We start from the raw sequence: 2193 nt of genomic DNA on the forward strand, positions 1-2193 counted from the left end.
TGCGCCCGCGCACCTGCCGCTCCGTTACGTTCCCATCGTGATCGGCCTGCTGCTCGCCTGGCTGATGGGCGTGCGCGTGATGGTCATGCTGCTGTTGGCCGGTGGTTTGCTGGGGCTCGCAGCCACTCCCCGGTTGCGCCGACTGTTGCGACAGACAACGCCGATCTACGTGGGCTTGATGCTCGGCGTGTGCATGAGCGCGGTCTCGTTGATGTTCAACCAGGCCCCGCTGATCGCCGACAACCTCGTCATCTTTCCGGGCCTGGGTGCGGCTGCCGGTGCCGCTTTCGTCATCGTGCGTTTGCTGCTGCGGCGCCAGCGGCGGTGATCTGACACGGCACCAGACGACTGGCCTCAGCAACAAAAAGCCCATCACAGTGGACGGGCTTCTTCAGGCGGTTGCTCTCGGCTGAGCAACATGGGCCAAATGGAGCGGGATAAGAGACTCGAACTCTCGACCTATACCTTGGCAAGGTATCGCTCTACCAACTGAGCTAATCCCGCAATCCGACTTCAAACAAAAGCCCGTCGCGTGGACGGGCTTTTGACGAATGTTTGGTGGCCTGGGACGGAATCGAACCATCGACACGCGGATTTTCAATCCGCTGCTCTACCAACTGAGCTACCGGGCCAAACAGAAGCGAGAGTATAGCAGCTTCGCAGATGCTCTTTCGCGCCGTCTGGCGTTCAGAGCGCGTTGCGTTTGCTGCGGGCGAGGTCTACGCCCAGCTGCTTGAGCTTGCGGTAGAGGTGGGTGCGTTCCAGGCCGGTTTTTTCGGCTACGCGGGTCATGGAGCCGGATTCCTTGGCCAGATGGAACTCGAAATAGGCCTTTTCGAATTCGTCGCGTGCTTCGCGCAGCGGGCCTTCCAGATTGAACGACTGCATGGACTGCGGTCCGATGTCCATGGTGGCTTCGGGCAGGGTGCCACCGGTCATGGCCACTTCGACCGTGAGGTCGTTGGGCAGCAACATGCCAGCTTTGGAGGGCACCAGCATGCCGGCCCTGGCCACGGGCTTGTTCAGGCCGTTGTCCACCGCTTTGAGCAGCTTTTGCAGCGTGATGGGCTTTTCCAGGAAGGCGGTGGCGCCGATGCGGGTGGCCTCTACCGCCGTGTCGATGGTGGCGTGGCCGCTCATCATGATGACCGGCATGGACAACAGGCCGGTGCTGGCCCACTCTTTGAGCAGGGTGACGCCGTCGGTGTCGGGCATCCAGATGTCGAGCAACACCAGGTCGGGGCGCATCTGCGTGCGGCACAAACGGGCCTGGGCCGCGTTTTCCGCCAGTTCGACGGTGTGACCTTCGTCGCTGAGGATTTCAGAGAGCAGATCGCGTATGCCCAGCTCGTCGTCTACAACCAGAATATTTGCCATGGTGATGGGGTGTTCCTACCTTCGATGTTGTCAATTCGCAACTGCGAATGATAACGACACTTGCGCGCCGATCACTTTGCCGTCCAGCAGCCGGTTGCTCAGATCGACCCGGCCGCCGTGTTCTTCCATGATTTTTTTGACCACCGCCAGGCCCAGGCCCGTGCCTTTGACCTTGGTGGTCACATAGGGCTCAAAAGCGCGCTTGAGTATGTGTTCGGCAAAACCCGGCCCCTGGTCGACGATGGACAAGCGCACCCGCTGGCCGGATTCCGACGACCGGGTGCGCAGCAACACCTCGGCATCCGGCTGGTCGGCCATGGCGTCCTGGGCGTTTTGCACCAGGTTGTGCAGCAGCTGGCGGACTTGCTGGGCGTCGGCCAGCACCGGCGGGCAGGGCTCACACAGCTCCACGCGCACCGGTACCGTGGCGTTGTCGTACAGGCCCATGAAGTCGCGCACCAGGGCGTTGAGATCGGTTGGGGCGAGCACGGCGGCGGGCAGGCGGGCATAGTCGCGGAATTCGTTGACCAGCCGCTTCATGGCGTCCACCTGGTCGACGATGGTGCGCACCGATTTGTCCAGAATGGCCTGCTCGGGCACGGCCACTTTGCCCGTGAGTTTCATGGCCAGCCGTTCGGCCGAGAGCTGTATCGGCGTGAGCGGGTTCTTGATTTCGTGCGCCAGGCGCCGCGCCACCTCGCCCCAGGCTTTGGCGCGCTGGGCCGAAACCATTTCCGACACGTCGTCGAACACCAGCAATTGCTCGTTCTGCGGCAGCAGCGCGCCACGCGCGATCAGGGTGATGCCTTCGTCAAA

General features: G+C 62.3%; 3 protein-coding genes and 2 tRNA genes. 1 reads left to right on the forward strand and 4 read right to left on the reverse strand.

From position 1 onward, the window contains the following. A partial coding sequence (locus ABYB95_RS22115) for a hypothetical protein (protein WP_372662058.1) occupies positions 1-328 on the forward strand: 328 nt, incomplete at its 5' end. Positions 329-428: 100 nt separating this feature from the next. Here the strand turns inward: ABYB95_RS22115 and ABYB95_RS22120 are convergent. The 4 genes from ABYB95_RS22120 to ABYB95_RS22135 all read right to left on the reverse strand — a co-directional run. Beyond that, positions 429-504 (reverse strand) — tRNA-Gly (locus ABYB95_RS22120). Positions 505-556: 52 nt separating this feature from the next. Further along, a tRNA-Phe gene (locus ABYB95_RS22125) sits at positions 557-632 on the reverse strand. A 55-nt stretch (positions 633-687) separates the two neighbouring features. Continuing rightward, on the reverse strand, positions 688-1377 hold the full coding sequence (locus ABYB95_RS22130) for a response regulator (RefSeq protein WP_372662061.1): 690 nt from the start codon (positions 1375-1377) through the stop codon (positions 688-690). 30 nt (positions 1378-1407) lie between these two features. Beyond that, positions 1408-2193, reverse strand: a 786-nt coding sequence (locus ABYB95_RS22135; protein ID WP_372662064.1) for a PAS domain-containing sensor histidine kinase, incomplete at its 5' end; no start/stop codon positions are given.

Origin of the sequence: Hydrogenophaga sp. (assembly GCF_041633695.1) — a bacterium.
Classification (GTDB): Bacteria; Pseudomonadota; Gammaproteobacteria; order Burkholderiales; family Burkholderiaceae_C; genus Hydrogenophaga.